The sequence below is a fragment of the Nonomuraea endophytica genome (assembly GCF_014203235.1).
GTDB classification, from domain to species: Bacteria; Actinomycetota; Actinomycetes; order Streptosporangiales; family Streptosporangiaceae; genus Nonomuraea; species Nonomuraea endophytica.
The window spans coordinates 149,350-174,936 of sequence record NZ_JACHIN010000015.1 but is presented as its reverse complement, the minus strand read 5'-3'; the positions used below and the strand labels follow the sequence as shown (position 1 = coordinate 174,936).

The following is a 25,587-nucleotide window of genomic DNA, read 5'->3' as shown; positions in this document are numbered from 1 at the left end:
ACCGTGTCCGCGAACAGCTTCGGCAGCCGTGACACGCTACGCGTCGGCGACGCGTCGTATGAGATTTTCCGGCTGGACGCCGTCGAGGGCTCGGCGCGCCTGCCGTACAGCCTGAAGATCCTGCTGGAGAACCTCCTCCGCACCGAGGACGGCGCCAACATCACCGCCGACCACATCCGCGCCCTGGGCGGATGGGACCCGAAGGCCGCGCCCAGCGTCGAGATCCAGTTCACGCCGGCCCGCGTGATCATGCAGGACTTCACCGGCGTTCCGTGTGTGGTCGACCTGGCCACGATGCGCGAGGCCGTACGCGAGCTCGGCGGCGACGCGACGAAGATCAACCCGCTGGCCCCGGCCGAGATGGTCATCGACCACTCCGTCATCGTCGACTTCTTCGGCCACCCCGACGCCTTCCAGCGCAACGTCGAGCGCGAGTACGAGCGCAACCGCGAGCGCTACCAGTTCCTGCGCTGGGGCCAGACGGCCTTCGACGAGTTCAAGGTCGTCCCGCCCGGCACCGGCATCGTGCACCAGGTCAACATCGAGCACCTGGCCCGCGTGGTCATGACGCGCGACGGCAAGGCGTACCCGGACACCTGCGTGGGCACCGACTCCCACACCACGATGGAGAACGGCATCGGCGTCCTCGGCTGGGGCGTCGGCGGCATCGAGGCCGAGGCCGCGATGCTCGGCCAGCCGATCTCCATGCTGATCCCGCGCGTCGTGGGCTTCAAGCTCAGCGGCAAGCTCCCGGCCGGCGCCACAGCGACCGACCTGGTGCTGACGATCACCGAGATCCTGCGCAAGCACGGCGTGGTCGGCAAGTTCGTCGAGTTCTACGGCGAAGGCGTCTCCTCCGTGCCGCTGGCCGACCGGGCCACGATCGGCAACATGAGCCCCGAGTTCGGCTCCACCTGCGCCATCTTCCCGATCGACGGCCAGACCACCGACTACCTGCGCCTCACCGGCCGCTCCGAGGAGCAGATCGCGCTCGTCGAGGCCTACGCCAAGGCCCAGGGCCTCTGGCTCGACCCGAACGGCGCCGAGCCCAAGTTCTCCGAGTACATCGAGCTCGACCTGGCCACGGTCGTCCCGTCGATCGCCGGGCCGAAGCGCCCGCAGGACCGCATCGCCCTGTCGGCCGCCAAGGACACCTGGCGCCACGACGTCGCCAACTTCGTCTCCGACGACGAGGCGGGCAAGGAGAGCTTCCCGGCCTCCGACCCGCCCGCGCAGAGCGCGAACGGCCGGCCGCACAAGCCGTGCCCGGTGACGCTGGCCGACGGCACCACGTTCGAGATCGACCACGGCATCGTCACCATCGCCGCGATCACGAGTTGCACCAACACCTCCAACCCGTACGTGATGCTGGGCGCCGCGCTGCTGGCCCGCAACGCGGTCGACAAGGGCCTGACCCGCAAGCCGTGGGTCAAGACCTCGCTGGCTCCCGGCTCGCAGGTCGTCACCGGGTACTTCGAGCGGTCGGGGCTGCAGCCGTACCTCGACAAGATCGGTTTCAACCTGGTCGGCTACGGCTGCACCACCTGCATCGGCAACTCGGGCCCGCTGATCCCCGAGATCTCCCAGGCGGTCCAGGACAACGACCTGGCCGTCACCGCGGTGCTGTCCGGCAACCGCAACTTCGAGGGCCGCATCAACCCCGACGTGAAGATGAACTACCTGGCTTCGCCGCCGCTGGTGGTCGCCTACGCGCTCGCGGGCACGATGGACATCGACCTCAACAACGAGCCGCTCGGCGTCGGCGACGACGGTCAGCCGGTCTTCCTCAAGGACATCTGGCCCGCGCCCGAGGAGATCGCGCAGGTCGTCCATTCCTCGATCGGCCGCGAGATGTTCGAGCGCGACTACGCCGACGTCTTCAAGGGCGACGACACGTGGCGCTCGCTGCCGATCCCGACCGGCAACACCTTCGAATGGGACCCGGACTCCACCTACGTCCGCAAGGCCCCCTACTTCGAGGGCATGCCGGTCAAGCCGGAGCCGGTCACCGACATCTCCGGCGCGCGCGTGCTGGTCAAGGTGGGCGACTCGGTCACCACCGACCACATCTCGCCCGCCGGCGCGATCAAGGTCGGCACCCCGGCGGCGCAGTACCTCGACGAGCACGGCGTCGCGGTCAAGGACTTCAACTCCTACGGCTCGCGCCGCGGCAACCACGAGGTCATGATCCGCGGCACGTTCGCCAACATCCGCCTGCGCAACCAGATCGCCCCCGGCACCGAGGGCGGCTACACCCGCGACTTCACCCAGGCCGGCGCGCCGGTGTCGTTCATCTACGACGCCTCCGTCAACTACGCCGCCGGCGGCACGCCGCTGGTCGTGCTCGCGGGCAAGGAGTACGGCTCCGGCTCCTCGCGTGACTGGGCCGCCAAGGGTACCGCGCTGCTCGGCGTCCGCGCCGTCATCGCCGAGTCCTACGAGCGCATCCACCGCTCGAACCTGATCGGCATGGGCGTCCTGCCGCTGCAGTACCCGGAGGGCGCCTCGGCCGTCTCCCTGGGGCTGACCGGTGAGGAGACCTTCGAGATCACCGGCGTCGTGGCGCTCAACGACGGCGGCATCCCGGAGACGGTGCACGTTAAGGCCGGCGACGTCGAGTTCGACGCGGTCGTCCGCATCGACACCCCCGGCGAGGCCGACTACTACCGGCACGGCGGCATCATGCAGTACGTGCTCCGCTCGCTGCTGACCAAGTAGCCGCACGAGAGGCCCCGCCGCTGTCCCATCGCGGCGGGGCCTTCTCATGGGGCCGTCACGACACCCTGGATCGCGCCGCCGACCAGGTGTCGCAGGAGGCGGGTCCGGCGCCGGTGAAGCCGCGCTTGAGCCAGTAGACGCGGTTGGCGCCGCTGCCGTGGGTGCGGTAGAGGTCGTCGCCGCTGGCCCGTACCGCCTCGACCAGGGCCGTCCAATCCTTCGTGGCCCGGGGCAGCGACCGCCACACCCCGGCCAGGAACACCCCGGCCAGACAGTCGGCCTGCAACTCGTAGCGGCGGCCACGTTCGGCGGTGGCCTTGCCGCGCTCGTAGGCGGCCCGGATGCCGGTCAGGCTCTGCAGGTGATGCCCGTACTCGTGGGCGGCGACCTTGAGCGGCAGCAGATCGGTCCGTCCCTCGATCCAGTCGCCTTCCAGCGGGAACACCAGCGTGCGCGGCCCCGGGCAGTAGAAGGCGGCGGTCCCCTCCGGCCAGTCGAACCCGCAGATTCGATCCTGCGGCACGTCGAAGTAGCGGACCTTGGGCTTGCTGAACGGCATGCCCGCCCGCCCAAAATGCCCACCCCACGCCTTGTCCAGACATTTCACCATCTTGATGAGATACTCCCTCGGCCGGGCCACCCCGCCGGAGATCAGCTCGGGCTCCTTGCACGACTGGACGGCGAGCCTGCCGGTGCCCGCCCACGGGTCGGCGGCCGGGGCGGTGGTGAGGCTCAGCGCGGAGAGCACGGCAATGGTCTGCATGAGGGGCACAGACACGGATCATAGGGCTCACTCCCGGCGGGTCGCGGCTTTCGGGGAGGGTGGTTGACTCTCCGGCATGAGTGAGCTTGCGCTTGTCCTGACATTTGGTGGTTTGGCGGTTTTCATCGGGGCAATTGTCCAGGGCGGTGTCGGGTTCGGGCTGGGGCTGATCGCCGCTCCGGTGCTCACGATGCTGAACCCCGGCGTCATGCCGGGCGCGATCCAGGTGGTCAACTTCACGTTGCCGCTGTTCACGCTGGCCGTCGAGTGGCGCAAGGTGGACTGGCGGGGGCTGGGGTTCGCGCTGCTCGGCCGGTTGCCCGGCACGGTCATCGGAGGATTCGTCGTCGTCTACGTGTCGGTCCACACCCTCGGCGTGCTCGTCGGCGTGATGGTGCTCATCGCGGTGGGGCTGACGGCGCGGGCGCTGAGCGTGCCGCGCAACGGCGCGACGCTCGCCACCGCCGGGTTCGTCTCCGGCGTCACCGGCACGGCCACGGGCATCGGCGGCCCGCCCATCGGCCTGGTCTACCAGAGCGCCAAGGGGCCGCAGATCCGGGCGACCCTGGCCATGTTCTTCGCCCTCAGCGCCGCCCAGTCGCTGGCCGTCCTGGCCTTCGTGAACCGGTTGCCCGGCGAGGCGCTGGCCACGGGGGCGGCGCTGCTCGTACCCATGATCGCCGGATTTCTCGTGTCGGGGCCGCTGCGGCGCTACCTCGACGGCGGGAAGGTGCGCGCGGCGATCCTGATCGTGGCGGCCGTCTCCGCGCTCGTGCTCATCGGGCACAGCGTGCTGCGGTGACGGCTCAGGCCGAGCAGCAGTCGCAGCCCGAACAGCAGTCGCAGTCCGAGCAACAGTCGCAGTTCGAGCAGCACTCGGGCAGATGGCAGCAGACGTCCCCGCAGTTGGCGCAAGTGGTGCACCGGGAGTCCTCCTCCTCCCACGGAGGCTGGTAGAGCCCGCAGGTGCAGCAGGAGAAGGCGGCGCAGGCCAGCGAGATCAGCCCGCCCGGATTCGCCTTACGGGGATGGTCGTCGGGCGGCGACTCGGGTGAGGGGGACGGCGGCGTCTCCGCGAACGTGCGGCTGATCGCCCGGGACGTCTCGTGGACCAGGAGCGACGTGGCCAGCCGGGGCCGGGGCAGTTCCAGCCCGTGCACGGCCTCCCGCAGTTCGCCCTGCGCGCGCTCGCAGTGCGTACGCGCGTCCGCGAGCGCCGTGCCGCTGGCCAGGAGCGGGTTGTAGGCTCCCCGCTCGCGATCCTCGGCCAGGTCCTCCACGGCGTCCAGCAGGTGTGCCAGCCGCCCGAAGGCCCGCCCGGCCCGTTCGAGCGGCTCGCGGTTGCCGGGCCGACCCGTCAGCACGGCCGTGTGCGCGAAGGCGGCGGCCACCGCCTCCTCGGTGGGCGCGGTCAGCGTGGCGAGCGCACCGCCGCCGGACCGCTCCAGCTCCACCTGGGCCTGGGCCGCGCCGGTCAGCGGGGCGGGGTCGAAGGACAGGGCGGCCGCCGTCGAGGCGCCCGCGCCGGACCAGCGTCCGGCCAGCCGCCCGGCGGTCGCGGCGACGAGCCGGCGCCGGTAGGGGCCGTCGCCGTCGGCGATGTGGTCGCGCAGCTTGGCCCCGGCCAGGATGAGCGAGACGGACGCGGCCAGCCGCGCCCCCTCCGACTCCACCACCCCCGCCGTCCTGAACCCCCGCAGAGCGCACGGCCCGGCGGTACGCCGCCGCGTGGGCGCGTCCGTCTGCGCCTCGGCCAGCACCGACACGAGCAGCGCGTCGTAGTTGGTCGCCAGCCGCGCGGCCTGCCCGTGCTCGTCCCGCAGGGCCAGGCACAGACCGCACAGATGCCCCAGCCAGTCCTTGAACATCCCCCCGCACATGCCGTGCCGACATGGCCGGACAATCCCGAACATATGACCCCTTATCCAGGTACGGCGGAGCTCACCGTAGCACCAGTGACCTAGGACAGGGGAGAGGGCATCGAGAGCTCAGTACATGGTGCGCCAGGTCTGTTCCTCCACCAGTTCCCGGCTCCGCCAACCATCAGGAGTCCTGGCCATCCGGTGGTGATACCAGCCGCCGCCCTGCAGGATCCCGGACGGCTTGGCCAGCTCCCTGCTCGGCGCCAGCGTGTCGGTGAACGAGGCCGAGACCTCCGCGGCGTCACCCCGCACCGCGACCCGGGTGGCGCCGATCAGATGGAGCCGTCCCGGCCAGTTCGGCAGCACGTCCGCGAGCCAGGCCTTGACCTCGGGAAACGGCCCCTTGATCCCTCCGGCCGAGGTGTAGTCGAGCACGGCGTCGGGGGTGAACACCTCGTCGAGCAGGTCCCAGGCGCCGCTGTCCAGCGCGTAGGCGTAGGTGGCCAGGCGGTCGGTGATGGCCAGGTGATCGTTCATGGGCCCAGACAACGCGACAGCGCGTACCCGAGCAAGACCCACGTTTCACGATTGTTATGCGCAACAACAAACTCCGCCCTCGGAGCCCCTTCCCAAGAGGTCCCAGGCGGAATACGTTGCCGCAAACAACATTCAGGGAGGTCTGCCATGCGCAAGGGGATCCTGGGCGCCGCCGCGCTCATCCTGGGTCTGGCCGCCTGCGGGGGCGAGAGCGGCACGACCACCGGCACCACCGGTGCCACCGCCACGACGGGAACCGCTGCCGCCAAGCCCGGCAAGGTCGGCGTCATCCTGCCCGACAGCAAGTCCTCGGCCCGCTGGGAAACGGCGGACCGCAAGTTCCTGGGAGAGGCCTTCACGGCCGCCGGGGTCGCCTTCGACATCCAGAACGCCCAGAACGACAAGTCCGCGTTCCAGACCATCGCCGACCAGATGATCACCAACGGCGCGACCGTGCTGATGATCGTCAACCTCGACAGCGGCACCGGCAAGACCGTCATCGACAAGGCCAAGGCGCAGGGCGTGCCCACCATCGACTACGACCGGCTCACGCTCGGCGGCAACGCCGCCTACTACGTCAGCTTCGACAACACCAAGGTCGGCACCCTGCAGGGCGAGGGCCTGAGCAAGTGCCTGGCCGAGAAGAAGGCCGACAAGCCCATCGTCGCCTACCTGAACGGCTCGCCCACCGACAACAACGCGACGCTGTTCAAGGAAGGCTACGACGGCGTCCTGAAGCCCAAGTTCGACGCCGGAGAGTTCGTGAAGGGCCCCGAGGAGTCGGTGCCCGAGTGGGACAACACCAAGGCGGGCACGCTGTTCGAGCAGATGCTCACCAGTCAGCCGAAGATCGCCGGCGTGCTGGCGGCCAACGACGGGCTCGGCAACGCCGCCATCACCGTGCTGAAGAAGAACAACCTCAACGGGAAGGTCCCGGTCACCGGCCAGGACGCGACCGTCCAGGGCCTGCAGAACATCCTGGCGGGCGACCAGTGCATGACCGTCTACAAAGCCGTCAAGAAGGAGGCCGACGCCGCGGCCAAGCTCGCGGTCGCGCTGGCCAAGGGTGAGAAGCCGACGGCGAGCGGCACCGTCAAGGACTCCCAGACCGGCGCCGACGTCCCCGCCGAACTCCTCGACCCCCAGCCCATCACCTTCGACACCGTCAAGGACGTCGTGGCCGACGGCTACGTGACCAAGGACGAACTGTGCACCGGCGACTTCGCCGCCAAGTGCACAGAAGCCGGAATCAGCTAATCCAACCCCCTCTAGATCCCGAAATTTCGGCTTAAGGTACGGCAAGCGGCCCACAAGGCGGCCTGCCGTACCCTCCTCCGAGGGAGCCCCATGACGACCCCACTTCTCGAAGTACGCGGCCTCGACAAGAGCTTCGGCCCCGTCCAAGTGCTCCACGACGTCGCCTTCTCCGCCTACGCCGGCGAGGTCACCGCCCTGGTGGGCGACAACGGCGCCGGCAAGTCGACGCTCGTGAAGTGCGTGGGCGGCATCCACCCCGTCGACGCCGGCCGGATCCTCTTCGACGGCGACGACGTCCAGGTGAGCACCCCGCGCGACGCCGGAGCGCTCGGCATCGAGATCGTCTACCAGGACCTCGCGCTCTGCGACAACCTCGACATCGTCCAGAACATGTTCCTCGGCCGCGAGCGCCGCAGCGGCCTGGTCCTGGACGAGGCGACGATGGAGGAGATGGCCGAACGCACGCTGTCCGGCCTCTCGGTACGCTCGGTCAAATCCATCCGGCAGCAGGTCGCCAGCCTGTCCGGCGGCCAGCGCCAGACTGTGGCCATCGCCAAGGCGGTGCTCTGGAACTCCCGGGTGGTCATCCTCGACGAGCCCACCGCGGCGCTCGGCGTCGCCCAGACCGCCCAGGTGCTCGAACTGGTGCGCAGGCTGGCCGACCAGGGCCTGGCCGTGGTGCTCATCTCGCACAACATGAACGACGTGTTCGCCGTCTCCGACCGGATCGCGGCGCTCTACCTCGGCAGGATGGCGGCCCAGGTCCGCACCGCCGACGTGACGCACGCGCAGGTCGTCGAACTGATCACCTCCGGTCGCAGCGGAGAACTGGGGATCGCGCCATGAGCAAGCTCGTGCAGGACAAAGAGGCCATCATCGCGGCGGTGCAGGCGCCGTCGATCGGGCACAGCGCCCGCGCCTACGGGGAGCGGGTCCGCGGCGGCGACATGGGCGCGCTGCCCGCCGTCATCGGCCTGGTCGTGCTCTGCACGGTCTTCGCGATCGCCCGGCCCTCGTTCCTGACCGCCATCAACTTCGCCAACCTGTTCACCCAGGGCGCCGCGGTGACCGTCATCGCGATGGGCCTGGTCTTCGTCCTGCTGCTGGGCGAGATCGACCTGTCGGCCGGCTTCGCCAGCGGCGTCTGCGCGGCGGTGCTCGCCGTGACCCTCACCGACCTCGGCCAACCCTGGTACGTGGCCGTGGTCGCGGCCATCCTCACCGGCTCGGTGATCGGGGTGGTCCTGGGCTCACTGGTGGCCAAGGTCGGCATCCCGTCCTTCGTCGTCACGCTGGCCGCCTTCCTCGCCTTCCAGGGCGTGGTGCTGATCATGCTGGACGAGGGCACCAACATCTCCATCGTCGACCCGGTCGTCGTCGCCATCGCGACCAAGAACATGACGCCCGCGCTCGGCTGGGCGCTCTACGCCGTCAGCGTGGTGATCTACGCGGCGGTCCAGCTCACCCGGGCCCGCCGCCGGGCCGCCCGCGGGCTGGTGGCCGACCCGTTCTCGCTGATCGCCGCGCGGGTGGGCAGCCTGGCGGTCATCGCCGGGCTCGCCGTCTACGTCCTGAACCTGGAGCGCAGCCGCAACCCGCTGACGATCTCGCTCACCGGCGTGCCCATCGTGGTGCCGGTCATCCTGGCGCTGCTGGTCCTGTGGACGTTCGTGCTGCGCCGTATGCCCTTCGGACGGCACATCTACGCGGTCGGCGGGAACGCGGAGGCGGCCCGCAGGGCCGGCATCGACGTCGACCGCATCAAGATCGGCGCGTTCGTGATCTGCTCGTCGATGGCCGCGATCGGCGGGATCATCGCCGCCTCCCGCGCCAACTCCGTCGACCCGAACACCGGAGGCAGCACGGTCCTGCTGTATGCCGTCGGAGCTGCGGTGATCGGCGGGACGAGCCTGTTCGGCGGCAAGGGGAGGGTCCTCGACGCCGTGCTGGGCGGGGCCGTGGTGGCGGTCATCGAAAACGGCATGGGCCTGATGCAGTACGGTTCCAGCGTGAAATACCTGGTCACCGGATCTGTCCTCTTGCTGGCCGCGGGCGTCGACGCGCTGGCGCGCAGGCGGGCGGCCGCAGCGGGTCTGAGGTGATGCGGGCGGGGCCATCCCAGGAGGACATCAGGCGGCACAACCTCGGCACGCTGCTGCGCCATGTCCATCTGGGCGGGCCGATCTCACGTGCCGAGCTGACCTCGCGGATGGGCCTGAACCGCAGCACCATCATGGCGCTCACCTCCGACCTGACCGCGGCGGGCCTGGTGCGCGAGGAACTGCCGCGCGAGACCGGCCGCGCCGGCCGCCCGTCGCTGGTGGTGCGCCCGGAGTCGGCGCGCGTCTACGTCTTCGCCTTCGACGTGGGTCCCGACCGCCTGGCCGTCGCGCGCGTCGGGCTGGGCGGAGTGATCCTCGACCGCAGGGAGTCGGTACGGCGGCGCGGCCCGTTCGACCTGACGGAGCTGACCGGGGAACTGGCCGCCGCGGCCCGGCAGATGCGGCGCAAGGCCCGCCACGACGCCGTCTGCGTCGGGGCGGGCGCCGCCGTGTCAGGCGGCGTGCGCAGAAGCGACGGCGTGATCAGGTTCGGCCCGAACCTGCACGCCGACGAGGCGCCCTTCGGCGAGGCCCTGGGCAGGAGGCTGGCCTTCGGGCTGCCGGTGAGCGTGGGCAACGACGCGAACCTGGCCGCGCTCGCCGAGCACAGCCGAGGCGTGGGCGTGGGCGTGCGCGACCTGGTCTACCTGCACGGGGACGTCGGCGTGGGCGGCGGGATCATCGCCGGCGGCCACCTGCTCGGCGGCCACGACGGCTACGGCGGTGAGATCGGCCACATGGTGATCAACCCGGGCGGCGGGCAGTGCGCCTGCGGCTCGCGCGGCTGCCTGGAGGCCGAGGTGGGCGAGCGGGCCCTGCTGGAGGCGGCGGGCCGGAGCCCGGAGGAGGGCCACCAGGGCCGCGACGCGGTACGCAACGTGGTCGACGCCGCCGACCGGGGGGACATCGTCGCCCAGGAGGCGCTGCGCCAGGTCGGCGACTGGCTGGGGCTGGGCGTGGCGAACCTGGTCAACCTGTTCAACCCGGAGATGGTGATCTTCGGCGGCATGCTGCGCGAGGTCTATCTCGGCTCGGCCGCGCAGGTGCGCAGTCGGATGGCGGTCAGCGCCCTGGCGCCCCAGCGGGAGAAGCTGCGCCTGCGCACCTCCGCGCTGGCCGACGACGCGACCCTCGTGGGCGCCGCCGAACTGGCCTTCGCCCACGTGCTGGCCGACCCGCTCGAGGTCCTGGCCCGCGCGGGCGGCTGAGCGCATCCAAAGTTGCCCGGACCCGGGGTGGATCGTCCGGCTGACCGAGGGCGAGACCGGGCGTACGGCCGATCCCCAAGCATGATCGTGTTCCTAGTGTCGGATACAGCGGCATTCCGACACGGAGAAGAGTTCATGCGCCCCACCTATCGAGCAGCCTTGTTCACCGCGGTCACCGCGGCCGTCCTGTCCGTCGCGCTGCCCGCCGGGGCCGGCGCGACCGCCCGCCCCGGCTACGGCAGGGCCGACCTGCAACGTGACGTCGACGCCATCAAGGAGGTGGGCACGATCGGCGTCCAGGCGAGGGTCACCGACCGGGGCGAGGATCTGGTGGCCACCGCCGGCACGGCCGTCCACGGCACCCGTCGCCCGGTCCCCGCCAACGGCTACAGCAGGATCGCCAGCACCACCAAGACGTTCGTGGCCACCGTGGCGCTGCAACTGGTCGCCGAGGGCAGGATGTCGCTCGACGACACCGTGGAGAAGCTCCTGCCCGGCGTCGTCCGGGGCAACGGCAACGACGGCGACAAGATCACGCTACGCATGCTGCTCCAGCACACCAGCGGCCTCTACGACGCCTACCCGGGCTACGGCTCGATCGAGGAGATCCTGGAGCACCGCTACGACCGCTTCACCGAGGCGGAGATCGTGGCGAAGGCGGTCAGGCACAAGCCGGAGTTCCGGCCGGGCGCCGAGTGGCGCTACAACAACACGGGCTACCTCCTCATCAGCCTGATCATCGAGAAGGCGACCGGCAGGCCGTGGCACAAGGAGGTGGCGGCCCGGGTGAGCAAGCCGCTGGGGCTGAGCCGTACCTTGTGGTCGGGCAGGTCGAACGAGGTGCCCAAGCCGCACGCCAGGGGCTACCTCGTCATGCCGCCGGCCAAGCCCGTGGACCTCACCTCGAAGTTCGACGGCGACGCGGCCGGCGGGCTGATCTCGACGACAGCCGACACCGGCCGGTTCCTCCGCGCGCTGCTGGGCGGCAAGCTGCTGCCGGCCGCGCAGCTCGCGCAGATGAAGAAGACCGTGCGCGCGCCCGCCCACGAGGCCGTCTGGCCGGGCGCGCGCTACGGGCTCGGCCTCAGCTCCCGCCCGCTGTCGTGCGGCGGCCTCTACTGGCACCACGGCGGCGACGACTACGGCTACAAGACGCGCACCGGCGTCAGCGCCGACGGCCGGCGCAGCGTCGTGGTCTTCATGTCCACGCAGATCGGTGACGAGCGGTCGCTGAAGCAGGAGAAGGCGGCCGGCGACCTGATCGACCGCGCGCTCTGCGCGTCCTAGGCGACCCGCGAGGCAGGGGCGGTCCAGGTGTTGCAGGCCGACGGGGCGGCGGCGGTGAAGCCCCGGTCGAGCCAGTAGCGCTGGTTCCTGCCCTTGCCGTGGTCCTTGATCTTCGTGGTCTCGTCGCCGGAGCTCTTGACGATGTCCAGCAGGTAGTCCCAGTCGTCCTCGGTACGGTCCAGCGACTCCCACACGCTGCCCATGAAGACCCCGGCCAGGCACTCGGCCTGGAGCTCGAACCGGCGTGTCTGCTCCAGTTCCTCCTTCTTGCTCCGGTATGGCTCGTAGACGTAGGCGCGGTGCATGCCGGCGATGTTCTGGAGGTGGTGCCCGTACTCGTGCGCGACCACGTCCATGAGGAACAGGTCGGAGGGGTCCTCCAGCATCTTGCGGTCAAGGCTGATGGCGAAGCGCCGCGACTCGACGCAGTAGCTGCCCGCCTGGTCGGCCCACTTCTCGCCGCAGAAGCGGGCGCTCTTCTTGGTGACGAACGTCAGCGACGGCTGCCCGAACTCCAGCCCCGCGCCGGTGAAGTGCGCGCGCCAGGCCTTGTTGAGGCACGTGTAGACGGTGCGGACGTAGGCCTTGGCCCGCGCCACGCTCCCCGCCGCGACCGGCTTCTCCACACAGGCCCCCGGCGCCAGCGCGCCGGTCCTGTACAGCGTGTTCTTGGTCAGGACCGCACTCTTGATCGGGTACGCGGACGCGGCCGCGGCGCCCGTCGCACCGGCCAGGACTACCCCGGCCAGGAGGACCGACACCACGGCATAAAGGGGGAACCTCATAGAGAAAGTGTGATACGTCCAGCTTGACAATCAATTGCCATTCAGAGAACGCGTGACTTTCCCGCCTTCCACGTGTTGCAGTACTGCGCCGAACGGCCGCCGTAACCGCGGTTCTGCCAATAGGCGAGATTGGCCGGCCGTCCGTGGGTCTTGCTCTCCCCGGCCCTGCTGACCGACTCCATCCACTGGTCCCAGGTGATGCCGGGATTGATGGATTCGAGGGTGGAGCTGTAGAAGGCGCCCGCGAAGCACTCGGCCTGCATCTCCAGGCGGTGGCTGAGGATCGTGCGCGCGCTGCTCGACGAGCGCCAGTACATGGCGTTCTGCGCGGTCAGGATGCCGGTGAGGTGCTGGACGTGGTGTCCCCACTCGTGGGCGACCGAGTGCGCGATGTTCATCTTGAACGGGTCGGTCAGATCCCGCTTCATGATCCGGATGGCGACCGTGCGCTGCTGCGGGCAGTACTGCGCGCCGTTGCTGGTGATCTTCCCGCAGACCGACCGGCTGCCCGTCGTCACCTGCACCTTCGGCGGCGTGTACCGCAGCCCCGCGGCCTTGAACCTGGCCGTCCAGAAGCGGTTGGCGCACCGGGCCATCCCGATGTGGAAGGCTCTGAGCGAGGCGGCGCTTCCCCGGCGGATCTCCGGAATGGCGCACGAGAGCGCCGACGTGGTGCCGGAGCGGTAGATCTTGTTCTGGGTCAGTACGGCGGGCGGCACGGCGGCCGCCGGTTCTGTCGAGGCGCTGGCCGTACCGGAAATGGTCAGACCCGCGATCATGCACATAGATGCCGCAATAAGGGGAAGTCGCACGATCGCGGATCCTAGACCAGTTCGGGGTGCTCCGGTTAGGAGACCCGGGATTTCGGCGCCGCCCAGGTGTTGCACGCGCTGGGGGACTCGGCGTCGAAGCCGCGCTTGAGCCACCAGGCGATGTTCTTGGCCTTGCCGTGCGAACGGAAGTCGTAGCCGTTCTCGGCGACCTTCACGATGTAGCGGAAGTCGAACTCACGCCGGCCCAGCGAGTGCCAGACCGAGCCGATGAACGCGCCCGACATGCACTCGGCCTGCAGCTCGACCCGGCGGCTCTCGTCGAACAGGCGGGCCTTGCTCTTGCCCTTGACGTTGTCGACGATCCTCAGCATGCCGGTGAGCTGCTGGATGTGGTGACCGTACTCGTGGGCCAGGACCTCCATCAGGAACAGCTCGAACGGCTCGGCCAGGATCGCCTCGTCGAGCAGGAAGGTGATCTTCTTGTTCTTCGGGCAGTAGATGGCCTGCGCGCCCGCCGGGAACCTGCCACACGAGGTCCGCGCGCCCGGCTTGGCGATGACCTCGAAGCCCGGCTTGCTGAAGGGGATGTTCTTCTTGGCCAGCTGCCTGCTCCAGGACTCGTTCAGGCAGTCCATGAGGAACTCGAGGTAGACACGGGCGTCGTCCAGGTCCCCGCTCTGGACCGGCTGCTCGTCACATTCCTTGAGCTCCAGCGCACCTGTCTTGTAGACCGGGTTCTTGGTCAGCACCGGTGAGTAGGAGGGCGGAGCGGCGTAGGCGACACCGGTGAACAGCACGCTCGCCAGGGCGCCGGAAATCAGCGCCAAAAAGGGGGTACGCATGAGAAGGCACCTTATTTGGCGCATATGCCGTAGGTAAAGCACATTGCGGCCCGTGCCGCGGGGGGCACGGACCGCAATGTGATGATATTTCGGGCTGTAGGAGGACTAAGGGGCTATGCGACGTAGCGGGCGGAGACCTTCCACGTGTTGCACGAGCCCACCTGGCCGGAGTTGAAGCCCCGGTTCATCCAGAAGGCCTGCGAGGAGCCCTTGCCGTGGTCGTTCTGGGCCCAGGCCTTGTGACCGTTCTTGCGGAACCAGTCGACCGTCTGGTCCCACTCGTCCTGGTTGACCGGCAGGGAGTCGGCCACGGTGTTCATGAAGACCGAGGAGAAGCACTCGGCCTGAAGCTCGGAGCGGCGCGACAACTGGAGCTGCATCGACTTGCCCGAGCTGTTGCGGGCCGCCCAGTAGTAGTTCCAGATGCCGGAGATCTGCTGGACGTGGTGACCGTACTCGTGCGCCATCAGGCGGGTGATGCCCAGGGCGTACGGGTTGCGCAGCTGCGTCTTGGTGATCAGCATGTACATCGTGCGGTCGCCCGAGCAGTAGATGCCGTCGGCCCCCGCGCTCCACGGGCCGCAGGCGGTCCGGACCTTCTTGGTGATGATCCGCAGGCGCGGCTTGCTGAACGACAGGCCCGCCTTGCGGAACTGGCTGCTCCAGGAGGCGTTCAGGCAGTTGGTGACGCGCTGCAGGAAGCGCTTGTAGGCGGCGGTGCTGCCACGGGGCAGGCTGCCGGGCGAACAGTTGGAGTCGGCGAGCCGGCCGGTGCGGTAGAGCGGGTTCGCCGTCGCGGCTGCTTTGCCACGGGGCGGCGCTGCCTGCTGCAGCTGCGCCCCCTGGTTCGCGGGCTGCGCTTCGGCGGTCGCCGTACCCACGCCCGCCAGAGCAAGCACCAGCCCAGCGGCCACGAGTGACGAGAGTTTCCTCATGGGGAGAGTGTTCATAGTGAGGGAAAGACTAGGTCAAGATCGGACAAATGTGGGCTGATTTGACTCGATGCAGTCAGCGCCGGGGGCACGAACTAGACTCGTGCGCAGTGGCGAGCACGAGCAGGAGGGGCTGATTCCGTGAGCGGGCTGCTGAGCTCAATCAAGGGTCCGGAGGACGTCAGAAGGCTCGGAGCGGCGCAGTTGCCGAGGCTCGCGGGGGAGATCCGCGACACGCTCGTCGACTCGTGCGCGCGCTTCGGCGGACACCTGGGGCCCAACCTCGGTGTCGTGGAACTCACGATCGCTTTGCACCGGGTCTTCGACTCCCCGCGCGACCCGATCATCTGGGACACCGGCCACCAGGCGTATGTCCACAAACTGCTCACCGGCCGCCTCGCGGGCTTCGACGCGCTCAAGCAGGAGGGCGGCCTGTCCGGCTACCCGAGCCAGGCCGAGTCCGAGCACGACTTCGTCGAGAACTCCCACGCCTCCACCGCGCTGTCCTACGCCGACGGCCTCGGCAAGGCGTTCAAGCTGCGCGGCGAGCGCGAGCGCAGGGTCGTGGCGATCATCGGCGACGGCGCCCTGACCGGCGGCATGGCCTGGGAGGCGCTCAACAACATCGCCGCGATCAAGGACCTCCCGGTCGTCATCGTGGTCAACGACAACGGCCGCTCCTACTCGCCGACCATCGGCGGGCTGGCCTCCCATCTGTCCTCGCTGCGCGTCAACCGCCGCTACGAGGACATGCTGGAGTTCGTCAAAGACAAGATCGGGAACGTTCCCGTCCTCTACGACGCCCTCCACGGGATCAAGAAGGGCGTCAAGGACGTCATCGCCCCGCAGGTGATGTTCGAGGACCTCGGCCTGAAATACCTCGGCCCCATCGACGGCCACGACGAGCAGGCCATGGAGGCCGCGCTGCGCAAGGCCCGCGACTTCGGCGGCCCGGTCATCGTCCACGCCCTCACCCAGAAGGGCCGCGGCTACTCCCCGGCGGAGAACCACGACGAGGACCAGATGCACGGCCCCGGCGCCTTCGACAAGTCGACCGGGCTGGAGAAGCCGAAGCCCCGCATCTGGACCGACGTGTTCAGCGAGGAGATGGTCAAGCTCGGCCGCGAGCGCTCCGACATCGTCGGCATCACCGCCGCCATGCTCCACCCGGTCGGCCTGGCCGCCTTCGCCGAGGCCTACCCCGAGCGCATCTACGACGTCGGCATCGCCGAGCAGCACGCCCTGACCAGCGCCGCCGGACTGGCGCTCGGCGGCATGCACCCCGTGTTCGCCGTGTACGCCACCTTCCTCAACCGCGGCTTCGACCAGTTGCTGATGGACGTCGCCCTGCACAAGCTGCCGGTCACCATGGTGCTCGACCGCGCCGGCGTCACCGGCGACGACGGGGCCAGCCACAACGGCATGTGGGACCTGTCCATCCTGCAGGTCGTGCCCGGCCTGCGAATCGCGGTGCCGCGCGACGGCGAGCGCATCGTCGAACTGCTGCGAGAGGCCGTCGCCACCACGGACGGCCCGACCGTGCTGCGCTACCCGAAGGGCGCGCTGGCCGAGACGATCGAACCGGCCGGCAAGCTGGGCGAGATGGACCTGCTGCGGGTGGCCGAGTCGGACGAGCCCGACGTGCTGCTGGTCGGCGTGGGCCCGATGGCGCACATCTGCATGGACGCGGCCAAGCTGCTCGACGCCCAGGGCATCAACGCCACCGTCGTCGACCCGCGCTGGGTCAAGCCGCTCGACGACGCCCTGGTGGTGGCGGCCGCGGCCCACAAGCTGGTGGCCGTGGTCGAGGACAACGGTAAGGTCGGCGGCGTGGGCGACGCGGTGTCGCGGCTGCTGCGCGAGGCCGACGTGGACGTGCCCGTCCGCTCCTACGGCATCCCGCAGCGCTTCCTCGACCACGCCAAGCGCGCCAAGATCCTCGGCCAGATCGGGCTGACCGGGCAGGACCTGGCCCGCGAGATCACCGAGGCGATCGCCAAGCGCGGCGCCCCCATGGAAAGCCCGAGCGCCCGCAACTAACCCCAAGCGCCGCCGTGCCCACCCCGCACGGCGGCGTGTGTTGTCCGGAAAGTCCCTGGTCGGCGGGGGATCGGGGGCTGTTCGTGATGGGCGGGGAAGGCATGACAGCGGGGTAAACGGGCACTGACTGATCGTGGATATCTTTCGCACCAAGAGCGTCGAGCAGTCGGTCCAGGACACGGAGGCGCCGGAGCACCGGCTGAGAAAGCGCCTGACCGCCACGGACCTCACGGTCTTCGGCATCGGCGTGATCGTCGGCACCGGCATCTTCGTGCTCACGGGCCAGGTGGCCAAGCAGACCGCGGGACCCGCGGTGGCCCTGTCCTTCATCGTGGCCGCCGTCGTGTGCGGGCTGGCCGCGCTCTGCTACGCCGAGTTCGCCTCCACACTGCCCGTGGCGGGTTCCGCGTACACGTTCTCCTTCGCCACGCTGGGCGAGTTCCCCGCCTGGGTGATCGGCTGGGACCTGATGCTGGAGATGGCGCTGGCCGCCGCCGTGGTGGCGGTCGGCTGGTCGGGGTACTTCGCCTCGCTGCTGCAGTCGATCGGGCTCACGCTGCCGGACTGGATGGCGGGCGACGACCCGGTGGTCAACATCCCGGCGATGGTGATCGTGCTGATCCTGACCGCGATCCTGGTGGCCGGCATCAAGCTGTCCTCGCGGGTCAACCTGATCATCGTGATCATCAAGGTGGCGGTGATCCTGCTGGTCATCGTGGCGGGGCTGTTCTTCGTGAACGCGGCCAACTACACGCCGTTCATCCCCGACCCGATCTCCACACCGGCCGTCGAGGGACTGAAGGCGCCGCTCATCCAGGTGCTGTTCGGCATCACGCCGGTGGCCTTCGGCGTGATCGGCATCTTCTCCGCCGCAGCGATCGTGTTCTTCGCGTTCATCGGCTTCGACATCGTGGCCACGGCCGCGGAGGAGACCATCGAGCCGCAGCGCGACCTGCCGCGCGGCATCATCGGCTCGCTGGTCGTCTGCACGGTGCTTTACGTGGTGGTCTCGCTGGTCGTGGTCGGCATGCAGCCGTACAGCGAGCTCAGCACGCGGGCGCCGCTCGCCGACGCGTTCACCGCCGTGGGCCAGAACTGGGCCGCCGCGCTGATCAGCATCGGCGCCATCGCCGGACTCACCACCGTGGTGATGATCCTCATGCTGGGGCAGAGCCGGGTGCTGTTCGCGATGTGCCGTGACGGCCTGCTGCCGCGCGGCCTGGCAAAGGTCCATCCGAAGTACGGCACGCCCGCCCGCCTCACGATCATCATCGGCGTGGTGACGGCCCTGCTGGCCGGGTTCATCTCCCTCGGCGCGCTGGCCGAACTGGTGAACATCGGCACGCTCTTCGCGTTCGTCGTCGTCTCGATCGGCGTGATCATCCTGCGCAGGACCCGCCCGGACCTGCACCGCGCCTTCCGCACGCCGCTGGTCCCGCTGCTGCCGATCCTGTCGGTGCTGGCCTGCCTCTACCTGATGCTCAACCTGCCGGTGGAGACGTGGCTGCGCTTTTTCATCTGGATGGTGATCGGCGCCGCCCTCTATTTCCTGTACGGCTACCGCCACAGCCGCGCGCAGCGCCTCGTACCGGGAATCAAGCCCGACTAACCGCCCGGAGCCGTGCCGGGAAGCCCTTCCCGGCACGGCCCGCGACGCTCAGAGCGTGTAGACGGCGCGGCCCGCGGCCTTCATCAGGCAGCCGTTGCTGAACCTGCCGGTGAAGGCGATCCTCTTGCCCCGCCACACGCCCGTGACCCGGACCCGGTGCGGCAGATATTCCTTGGTGCACATGGCCCGCTCGTTCCTGAGCTTGGCCGGGTCGCCCTTGACCGAGCGCAGCAGCCGGCAGGCCGCCCGCGGCGACGGATGGTCGCCGCCGTCCCGGTCGCAGGTCAGCCGGACGGTCTTGGTGTTTTCCCCCGTAATGACGCTGATCTTCAACGTCGCGCGGGGCCGTTGCGAGGCGGCTGCCGGGGCGGCGTTCCCCAAGACCACGGCACCGGCCAGCACGACGAGCGCGAGCGTCTTCACATGTGTTCCCTTCCTCGGACGGCGAGGTCACACACGCTACTTTCTTCCGGCGTGGAAGGGCCCCGTGACACGAGGCCCTTCCGCCGCCTACGGCACGGAGGCGACGCCAGGCTCCAGGAAGCGGGGCCGGGAGATGCCCGCCCTGTCCAGGTACGGCGTGACGCCACCCAGATGGAACGGCCAGCCCGCGCCCAGGATCATGCACAGGTCGATGTCCTGGGCCGCGGCCACCACGCCCTCGTCCAGCATGAACCGGATCTCCTCGGACAGGGCCGACAGTACGCGCTGCCGTACCTCCTGCGCGGTGGAGGGACGGGCGCCGCCCGCGAACAGCGCCACGGCCTCGGGGTCGAGGGAGAAGTCGGGCGCGTAGACGCCCGGCTTGCCCGAGGCGACGAGCTTGGCCATGTTGTCGCTGACGCCGAACCGCCCGGGGAAGGCGGCGTGCAGCGTCTCCGACACGTGGTGGCCGACGGCGGGACCGACGAGCTGCAGCAGCGCGAACGGCGACATCGGCAGGCCCAGGTCGTCCAGGGAGTGCTCGGCGACCTCCAGCGGCGTCCCCTCGTCCACGGCGGCGATGACCTCGCCCATGAAGCGGGTCAGCAGCCGGTTGACCACGAACGCGGGCGCGTCCTTGACCAGCACCGACGACTTGCGCAGCGACTTGCCGACCGCGAAGGCGGTGGCCAGGGTCGCGTCCGAGGTGGCGGCGCCGCGGATGATCTCCAGCAGCGGCATGACCGCGACCGGGTTGAAGAAGTGGAAGCCGACCAGCCGCTCGGGGTGCGCGAGATCGGCGCCCATCTCGCTCAGCGACAGCGAGGAGGTGTTGGTGGCCAGCACGCACTCGGCGGAGACGTGCGCCTCGACCTCGGCGAACACCTTCTTCTTGACCGCCATGTCCTCGAAGACGGCCTCGATGACGAAGTCGGCGTCGGCGAAGGCGTCCTTGGTGAGGGAGCCGGTGACCAGGGCCTTGAGGCGGTTGGCCTGGTCGCCGGAGATCCGGCCCTTCGACAGGAGCTTGCCGACCTCGGCGTGCACGTAGCCGACGCCCTTGTCGAGCCTGGCCTGGTCGAGGTCGGTCAGCACGACCGGGACCTCCAGGCGGCGGGCGAACAGCAGCGCCATCTGCGAGGCCATCAGCCCGGCGCCGACGACGCCGACCTTGGTGACCTTGCGGGCCAGCGACTTGTCCGGCGCGCCGGCGGGCTTCTTGGCGCGGCGCTGGACGAGGTCGAAGGCGTAGAGCCCGGCCCGCAGCTCGTCGCCCATGAGGAGGTCGGCCAGGGCCTCGTCCTCGGCGGCGAAGCCCTCGTCGCGGGTGGCGGTGCGGGCCAGGGCGACGAGGTCGAGGGCCCGGTAGGGGGCGGGGGAGGCGCCGCGCAGCTTCATGTCGAGGAGGAAGCGGGCGTCGTTGACGGCCTTCTCCCAGTCGGCATCCGGATATGTCGCGCGTTCGATGGAAATGTCGCCCGTCAGGACCTTCGCGGCCCAGCGGAGCGACTCCTCCAGGAAGTCGGCCGGCTCGAACATCGCGTCGCCCACCCCGAGCTTGAACGCGTCGCGGCCCTTGAGCATGCGGTTCTGCGACAGCGGGTTCTCGATGATGAGCTTCAGCGCCGCGGCCGGGCCGATCAGGCGGGGGAGCAACTGTGTACCGCCCCAGCCGGGCACCAGGCCGAGGAAACACTCCGGCAGGGCCAGCGCGGGCACCCCGGAGGAAATCGTCCGGTACGTACAGTGGAGCGCGATCTCCAGGCCGCCGCCCATGGCCGCGCCGTTCACGAACGCGAACGACGGCACGGGCAGCTCGCCCAGCCGCCGGAACACCTGGTGCCCCAGCCGGCCGATCTCCAGGGCCTCCTCGCGCGCGCGGACCAGCGCCGCGCCCTTGAGGTCCGCGCCCACCCCGAAGATGAACGGCTTGCCGGTCACCCCCACCGCGGCCAGATCGGTACGCGCCGCGATCCCGTCCAGCGCCGCGCCGAGCGACGTCAGCCCGCCGGGCCCGAACGTGTTCGGCTTGGTGTGGTCGAACCCGTTGTCCAGGGTGATCAGCGCCATCGTCCCTGCGCCGCCGGGCAGCTCGACGTCGCGTACCAGCGCCTTGGTGACGACCTCGTCCTCGAACAGGCCGGTGATGTCGCTCATGCCAGGTTCTCCCAGATCACGGTGCCGCCCATGCCCATGCCGACGCACATGGTGGTGATGCCGTAGCGGACGTCGGGCCGCTCGGCGAACTGGCGGGCGAGCTGCGTCATCAGCCGAACGCCCGAGGAGGCCAGCGGGTGGCCGAAGGCGATGGCGCCGCCGTACGGGTTGACCTTGTCCTCGTCGATCCCGAAATGGTCGAGGAAGGCCAGCACCTGCACGGCGAAGGCCTCGTTGATCTCGAACAGCCCGATGTCGGAGATGTTCAGACCGGCCAGGCGCAGGGCGCGCTCGGTCGACGGGATCGGGCCCACGCCCATCACCTCGGGGTCCACGCCGGCGAAGGCGTAGGAGACCAGGCGCATCTTCGCGTCGAGGCCGAGCTCCTCGGCGACGTCGGCGGCGGCCACGACGCAGCCGGTCGCGCCGTCGTTGATGCCCGAGGAGTTGCCCGCCGTGACCCGGCCGTGCGAGCGGAACGGCGTCTTCAGCGCCGCGAGCGCCTCGACCGTCGTGCCGGGCCGCGGAGCCTCATCCTGTACGGCCAGCCCCCAGCCCTTCTCCGCCGTCCGGATCGCGGTCGGCACCAGGTCCGGCTGGATCTTGCCGTCGGCGTAGGCCTTGGCCGCCTTCTCCTGCGACAGCGCCGCGTAGGCGTCGGCCCGCTCCTTGGAGATCTCCGGGTAGCGGTCGTGGAGGTTCTCGGCGGTCATGCCCATGACCAGGGCGCTGCCGTCGACGAGCTTCTCCGACAGGAAGCGCGGGTTGGGATCCACGCCCTCGCCCATCGGGTGGCGGCCCATGTGCTCGACGCCGCCGGCGATGGCCACGTCGTAGGCGCCGAACGCGATGCCGCCCGCGACCGAGGTCACCGCGGTCATCGCGCCCGCGCACATGCGGTCGATGGCGTAGCCCGGCACGCTCTTGGGCAGCCCGGCCAGCACGGCGGCGGAACGCCCGATGGTGAGGCCCTGGTCGCCGATCTGGGTGGTGGCCGCGATCGCCACCTCGTCCACTCGCTCGGGCGGAAGATTGGGGTTACGGCGGATCAGCTCGCGGATGACGCGGACGACCATGTCGTCCGCGCGGGTCTCCGCGTACAGTCCCTTCGGCCCTGACCTGCCGAAAGGCGTGCGCACGCCGTCGACGAACACGACGTCACGAGAGGAAGGCACGGATTCGCTCCTCGTTGCTGGACAGCTTCCGTGCCTATGCTACTCGCCAGTAACTACTCCGCTGACTAGGGCGGTGAGCAGGAGTGCGCCTACTGTCAGGGTGGCCGGCTCCCATAGATGGGCCCGGCCGCCGAGCAGGGCGATCACGGCCAGGGCGGTTGCGGTCCAGGTGACGGCCGGGCGTCTTGTGGCGCTGATCGCCGCTCTCATCCGGTAGGTCCTCTTGATCCGGTACGGCTTCGCCGCTGCCCCTGCCCCTGCCCCTGCCCCTGCCCCTGCCCCTGCCCCTGCCCCTGTCGTTGCCGTTGCCGTTGCCGTTGCCGTTGCCGTTGCCACCGTTGTTGTGGCCGGTTCTGTGGCGGTCGCTGTCGCCGTTTCTGTCGTTGTCCGCGTCGCTGCCGGTGCCGCTGTCTGTGCCGCTGTCTGTGCCGGTGTCTGTGCCGGTGTCTGTGTCGTGAAGGGCAGGGTTGGGGTGTCGGGGGCGGCGTGGGCGCTGTGATGTGCCGTGTGGGCCGGGGCGGCGCTTTGGCTGGTTTGATCTGGTTTGGTGTGGGTGTGGGCCGGGTCCCAGGGGTCGCCTGGGGAGCGGCCGGAACGGGCGATGCCGCTCAAGGTGGACAGGGCGCCTCGGGCCCACCAGGTGGCGAAGAAGACGGCGGCCACGTAACCCGCCAGTGTGAGGAGTTCGACGGCGCGGGTCAGGGCGTCGGCGGCGCCGTACAGGCCGGAATCGCGGAACAGGCGCGGCACCGTGTAGCCGAGCAGCAGCGTCACGACCCAGCACGCGGCCACCCCGAGACGGCTCAGCGCGCGGGTGAGCGGGGCGGCGGTGACGGCGTAGAGCTCCAGCTCGCGCCGCCGCACCCGGCGCATGCGCACGCCCCACACCGCCTGTGTCGCCGCGAGCGCGGGCACGGAGGCCAGGGAGAGCAGGAGCGCCGCGATGGCGTACGGCAGTGTCTCCTCCCTGGTCGCGGCCCGTTCGGCGAGCATCTGGACGGAGGCGGGCAGCGCGATCGAACCGGAGAGCGCGATGAGCGCGAGCCGGCGCGCGGCCCGGGCGTGCGTGCGCAGCCCGGTCACCACCCGTGCGCCGGGGAGGGGGGAAATCTCGGTCGAAAGCATGACGTCATGATGGCGTCACCGAGCGTGTTCGTGCCGGTGAATGGGCTACTCGGATGGAGCCCTAGATCCTTCGTAGACGATCAGGTCGAGGAGGCCGGGGAAGCGGTCGTCGAGGTCCGCACGGCGGAGCCTGATGAACAGCTTGCGGCCCTCGGGGCGCTGACAGATGACGCCGCTCTCGCGCAGCACCCGCCAGTGGGCGGTCAGGGTGGATTTGGGCACATCCGGCAGGATCGAGCCGCAGAACTCTTCCTCTTCCGAGGCGGCCAGTTTCCGCACGATCGCGACGCGGACCGGGTGCCCGATGGCGGCCATCACATCCACCAGGTCGATCTGGTCGCGGGTCGGATGCAACATAGGGCCCATTGTACGCATCTCCCGAACAGTGATTTGACAGCCACGGTACGTCCGTACGAGGATTCCGAACTAACGAACGGGCCCTGTGCGGGTGGGGTCGGGGCGGTGGAACCGGTCTGGGGGTTGTGGTGTTCGGGTGGGGGAGTCGGCTTTGGAGGGTCGGATGTATGACGTGGTGATCGTGGGCGGCGGGCCGGTCGGGATGTTGCTGGCGGGGGAGCTGGGCTTGCAGGGGGTGCGGGCTCTGGTGCTGGAACGGCTGGCCGTACCGACTGGGGAGTCCAAGGCGGGGACGCTGCACGCGCGCACGGCGCAGAGCCTCGACCGGCGCGGACTGCTGGAGGCGGAGGGCAGGGCGAGCTATGGGAGTCTGCGGTTTCACTTCTCCGGGATGTTCGAGCTCGATCTCGGGGCGGTGGCCGGGGACGGGCCGAGCCTGGTGGGGAGTCCGCAGGCGTGGGCGGAGCAGGTGTTCGCGCGCCGGGCGGCGGGGCTGGGGGCGGAGATCCGGCGGGGGCAGGAGGTGACGGAGCTGGTTCAGCATGAGGACCGCGTGGTGGTGACGGCCAACGGGCGGGAGGTGGCGGCCCGGTTCGTGGTGGGGACCGACGGGGCGCGGAGTGTGGTGCGGAAGGCGGCCGGGATCCCGTTCACGGGGACGGGGGCCCGGGTGGCCGCTTTGATGGGAGACGTGCGGCTGGAGGATCCTTACGGGCTTCCCGGCGGCTACCACCGCACGCCCCGTGGCTGGCTGATCGCATGGGTGAATCCCGCCGGGCACAGCCGCATCACCACCTATGACTTCCGGGCGCCGCACGCCGACCGGGAGGCGCCGGTCACGCTGGAGGAGCTGCGGGAGGCGGCCGAGCACATCGCGGGCGTTCCCGTGCCCATGCGCGATCCGCGCGCCCTTTCCCGGTACGGCGACGCCGCCCTGCAGGCCGAGCGATACCGGACCGGCCGGGTCCTGCTGGCCGGGGACGCGGCGCACGTGCACTTCCCGTGGGGCGGGCAGGGCCTCAACACCGGGCTGGAGGACGCGGTCAACCTGGGCTGGAAGCTGGCGGCGGAGGTTCGGGGGCAGGCGCCGGACGGACTGCTCGACAGCTACCACGCCGAGCGGCACCCGGTGGCGGCGCGGGTGCTCTGGAACGTCAGGGCCCAGACGGCGCTGGCCAACCCGGATCCGTCGGTGGATCCGCTGCGGGAGCTGTTCGCGGAGCTGATGGGCTTCGACGAGGTGAACACCTATCTGAGTGGGATGATCAGCGGCGTCGACACCGCCTACGACGTCGGCGTACCAGGGGCCGGGCGGATGGCCCCCGATCTGGCGATCAAGACCGACGACGGCGACATACGGCTGACAGAGTTGCTGCGCGGCGGGCGACCGTTTCTCCTGGACCTGGCCGGGCGGGACGATCTTGTCGAGGCGGTGTCCGGATGGCCGGTGGAGGTGGTCAGAGGCAGGGCGGAAGACGAGGCGGAGGCCCTGTTGATCCGTCCCGACGGTTACGTGGCGTGGACCTCGCGGGCCGGGGCGGACACGCTGGGTGAAGCACTGGGGCGCTGGTTCAAACCTGTTACGGACGACTATTTGTGGTGATCGAGTGAAATTTCCGGACAAGAGGTGGTGGA

The 25,587-nt window shown here is 69.8% G+C and carries 22 protein-coding genes; 10 read left to right on the top strand and 12 right to left on the bottom strand.

Annotated features, from left to right (window positions below; all coding sequences use genetic code 11):
• The first annotated feature begins 3 nt into the window (after nt 1-3).
• Nucleotides 4-2,718: an aconitate hydratase AcnA gene (gene acnA, locus HNR40_RS42235; RefSeq protein ID WP_184971777.1), complete on the top strand. Its 2,715-nt coding sequence runs from the start codon at nt 4-6 to the stop codon at nt 2,716-2,718.
• Nucleotides 2,719-2,773: 55 nt separating this feature from the next.
• Here the strand turns inward: acnA and HNR40_RS42230 are convergent, their stop codons facing one another.
• A complete protein-coding gene (locus HNR40_RS42230) occupies nt 2,774-3,481 on the bottom strand; it encodes a neutral zinc metallopeptidase (RefSeq protein WP_184971945.1) in 708 nt (235 codons plus the stop codon).
• 112 nt (nt 3,482-3,593) lie between these two features.
• On the opposite strand from HNR40_RS42230, the gene HNR40_RS42225 reads away from it, so the two are divergent.
• A complete protein-coding gene (locus HNR40_RS42225; RefSeq protein WP_246510220.1) occupies nt 3,594-4,283 on the top strand; it encodes a sulfite exporter TauE/SafE family protein in 690 nt (229 codons plus the stop codon).
• Nucleotides 4,284-4,287: 4 nt separating this feature from the next.
• Here HNR40_RS42225 and HNR40_RS42220 read toward each other — a convergent pair whose 3' ends face one another.
• Nucleotides 4,288-5,394 carry a DUF5685 family protein gene (locus HNR40_RS42220; RefSeq protein WP_184971773.1) on the bottom strand — a complete coding sequence of 369 codons (1,107 nt, stop codon included), beginning with the start codon at nt 5,392-5,394 and terminating at the stop codon, nt 4,288-4,290.
• 75 nt (nt 5,395-5,469) lie between these two features.
• Nucleotides 5,470-5,880: a nuclear transport factor 2 family protein gene (locus tag HNR40_RS42215; protein WP_184971771.1), complete on the bottom strand. Its 411-nt coding sequence runs from the start codon at nt 5,878-5,880 to the stop codon at nt 5,470-5,472.
• 147 nt (nt 5,881-6,027) lie between these two features.
• Here HNR40_RS42215 and HNR40_RS42210 point away from each other — a divergent pair, with 147 nt between their 5' ends.
• From HNR40_RS42210 to HNR40_RS42190, 5 genes are all read left to right on the top strand, one after another.
• Complete coding sequence (locus HNR40_RS42210) at nt 6,028-7,137, top strand: sugar ABC transporter substrate-binding protein (RefSeq protein ID WP_184971769.1); 1,110 nt, start codon at nt 6,028-6,030, stop codon at nt 7,135-7,137.
• A 90-nt stretch (nt 7,138-7,227) separates the two neighbouring features.
• The gene (locus HNR40_RS42205) at nt 7,228-7,983 is read left to right on the top strand and encodes an ATP-binding cassette domain-containing protein (protein WP_184971768.1); all 756 of its coding nucleotides are present in this window, start codon (nt 7,228-7,230) and stop codon (nt 7,981-7,983) included.
• Nucleotides 7,980-9,239, top strand: a complete 1,260-nt coding sequence (locus HNR40_RS42200) for a sugar ABC transporter permease (protein WP_184971766.1) — start codon at nt 7,980-7,982, stop codon at nt 9,237-9,239. Before HNR40_RS42205 ends, HNR40_RS42200 begins: the two co-directional genes overlap by 4 nt.
• Nucleotides 9,239-10,447, top strand: a complete 1,209-nt coding sequence (locus HNR40_RS42195) for an ROK family transcriptional regulator (protein ID WP_184971764.1) — start codon at nt 9,239-9,241, stop codon at nt 10,445-10,447. Before HNR40_RS42200 ends, HNR40_RS42195 begins: the two co-directional genes overlap by 1 nt.
• Nucleotides 10,448-10,582: 135 nt before the next feature.
• The gene (locus HNR40_RS42190) at nt 10,583-11,734 is read left to right on the top strand and encodes a serine hydrolase domain-containing protein (RefSeq protein ID WP_184971762.1); all 1,152 of its coding nucleotides are present in this window, start codon (nt 10,583-10,585) and stop codon (nt 11,732-11,734) included.
• On the opposite strand, the gene HNR40_RS42185 is transcribed toward HNR40_RS42190, so the two are convergent.
• From HNR40_RS42185 to HNR40_RS42170, 4 genes are all read right to left on the bottom strand, one after another.
• Nucleotides 11,731-12,519 carry a neutral zinc metallopeptidase gene (locus HNR40_RS42185; RefSeq protein ID WP_184971760.1) on the bottom strand — a complete coding sequence of 263 codons (789 nt, stop codon included), beginning with the start codon at nt 12,517-12,519 and terminating at the stop codon, nt 11,731-11,733. The two genes, HNR40_RS42190 and HNR40_RS42185, sit on opposite strands and share 4 nt — an antisense overlap.
• Nucleotides 12,520-12,560: 41 nt before the next feature.
• Nucleotides 12,561-13,298, bottom strand: coding sequence for a neutral zinc metallopeptidase (locus tag HNR40_RS42180; protein ID WP_184971758.1), 738 nt, complete (start codon nt 13,296-13,298; stop codon nt 12,561-12,563).
• 68 nt (nt 13,299-13,366) lie between these two features.
• Complete coding sequence (locus tag HNR40_RS42175) at nt 13,367-14,134, bottom strand: neutral zinc metallopeptidase (protein WP_184971756.1); 768 nt, start codon at nt 14,132-14,134, stop codon at nt 13,367-13,369.
• A gap of 113 nt (nt 14,135-14,247) precedes the next feature.
• Nucleotides 14,248-15,069, bottom strand: coding sequence for a neutral zinc metallopeptidase (locus HNR40_RS42170; RefSeq protein ID WP_184971754.1), 822 nt, complete (start codon nt 15,067-15,069; stop codon nt 14,248-14,250).
• Between the two features lie 147 nt (nt 15,070-15,216).
• On the opposite strand from HNR40_RS42170, the gene dxs reads away from it, so the two are divergent.
• Complete coding sequence (dxs, locus tag HNR40_RS42165) at nt 15,217-17,106, top strand: 1-deoxy-D-xylulose-5-phosphate synthase (protein ID WP_184971943.1); 1,890 nt, start codon at nt 15,217-15,219, stop codon at nt 17,104-17,106.
• Nucleotides 17,107-17,239: 133 nt separating this feature from the next.
• Complete coding sequence (locus HNR40_RS42160) at nt 17,240-18,715, top strand: amino acid permease (RefSeq protein WP_312896727.1); 1,476 nt, start codon at nt 17,240-17,242, stop codon at nt 18,713-18,715.
• Between the two features lie 48 nt (nt 18,716-18,763).
• On the opposite strand, the gene HNR40_RS42155 is transcribed toward HNR40_RS42160, so the two are convergent.
• The 5 genes from HNR40_RS42155 to HNR40_RS42135 form a co-directional block, all read right to left on the bottom strand.
• Complete coding sequence (locus HNR40_RS42155; protein ID WP_184971752.1) at nt 18,764-19,138, bottom strand: SSI family serine proteinase inhibitor; 375 nt, start codon at nt 19,136-19,138, stop codon at nt 18,764-18,766.
• 87 nt (nt 19,139-19,225) lie between these two features.
• Complete coding sequence (locus HNR40_RS42150; RefSeq protein ID WP_184971750.1) at nt 19,226-21,295, bottom strand: 3-hydroxyacyl-CoA dehydrogenase NAD-binding domain-containing protein; 2,070 nt, start codon at nt 21,293-21,295, stop codon at nt 19,226-19,228.
• Nucleotides 21,292-22,449: a thiolase family protein gene (locus HNR40_RS42145; RefSeq protein ID WP_376773584.1), complete on the bottom strand. Its 1,158-nt coding sequence runs from the start codon at nt 22,447-22,449 to the stop codon at nt 21,292-21,294. Before HNR40_RS42145 ends, HNR40_RS42150 begins: the two co-directional genes overlap by 4 nt.
• A 60-nt stretch (nt 22,450-22,509) precedes the next feature.
• Nucleotides 22,510-23,595, bottom strand: a complete 1,086-nt coding sequence (locus HNR40_RS42140) for a hypothetical protein (RefSeq protein WP_184971746.1) — start codon at nt 23,593-23,595, stop codon at nt 22,510-22,512.
• 45 nt (nt 23,596-23,640) lie between these two features.
• Nucleotides 23,641-23,952, bottom strand: a complete 312-nt coding sequence (locus HNR40_RS42135) for an ArsR/SmtB family transcription factor (RefSeq protein WP_246510216.1) — start codon at nt 23,950-23,952, stop codon at nt 23,641-23,643.
• 163 nt (nt 23,953-24,115) lie between these two features.
• Between HNR40_RS42135 and HNR40_RS42130 the strand changes: the two genes are divergently transcribed.
• A complete protein-coding gene (locus tag HNR40_RS42130; protein ID WP_184971743.1) occupies nt 24,116-25,555 on the top strand; it encodes an FAD-dependent monooxygenase in 1,440 nt (479 codons plus the stop codon).
• Nucleotides 25,556-25,587 lie beyond the last annotated feature (32 nt).